General features: G+C 60.1%; 2 pseudogenes. One reads left to right on the top strand and one right to left on the bottom strand.

Annotated elements, in window-relative coordinates:
• A pseudogene (locus AB3X96_RS42685) lies at positions 1–253 on the top strand (transposase); the annotation flags it as partial.
• Positions 254–261: 8 nt separating this feature from the next.
• On the opposite strand, the pseudogene AB3X96_RS42690 reads toward AB3X96_RS42685, so the two are convergent.
• Positions 262–376, bottom strand: a pseudogene (locus AB3X96_RS42690) (IS5/IS1182 family transposase); the annotation flags it as partial.

The raw sequence follows: 376 nt of genomic DNA on the forward strand, positions 1-376 counted from the left end.
TGCCGGCGCGCCGTGGAGGATGCTGCCCAATGATTTCCCGCCGTGGGAGTTGGTGTATCAGCAGACTCAACGCTGGTTGCAGGCTGGCTGCTTTGAGAGCATGGTGAGTGACCTGCGCTCGGTGATACGCGTGGCACAGGGCCGTCGGGGACAGCCCAGCGCGGTCATCCTCGATGGCCGCACGATACAGTCGACCTGCGAGAGCGGCCCGCGTGCGGGTTATGACGGTTATAAGTGCAAGCGCGGTAGTAAGAGATGGATTCAAAAAGGCTGCTCCGTCCGTCTGAAGATGTTCCAGCAGACGAGGGAGCAACCGAATTTGAGAAGTGCTTCGTGAATGTCGGCCCGACGTTCGAAGCGAATGCGAAGACGACGG

Origin of the sequence: Paraburkholderia sp. BR13439 (assembly GCF_040948805.1) — a bacterium.
GTDB classification, from domain to species: domain Bacteria; phylum Pseudomonadota; class Gammaproteobacteria; order Burkholderiales; family Burkholderiaceae; genus Paraburkholderia; species Paraburkholderia youngii.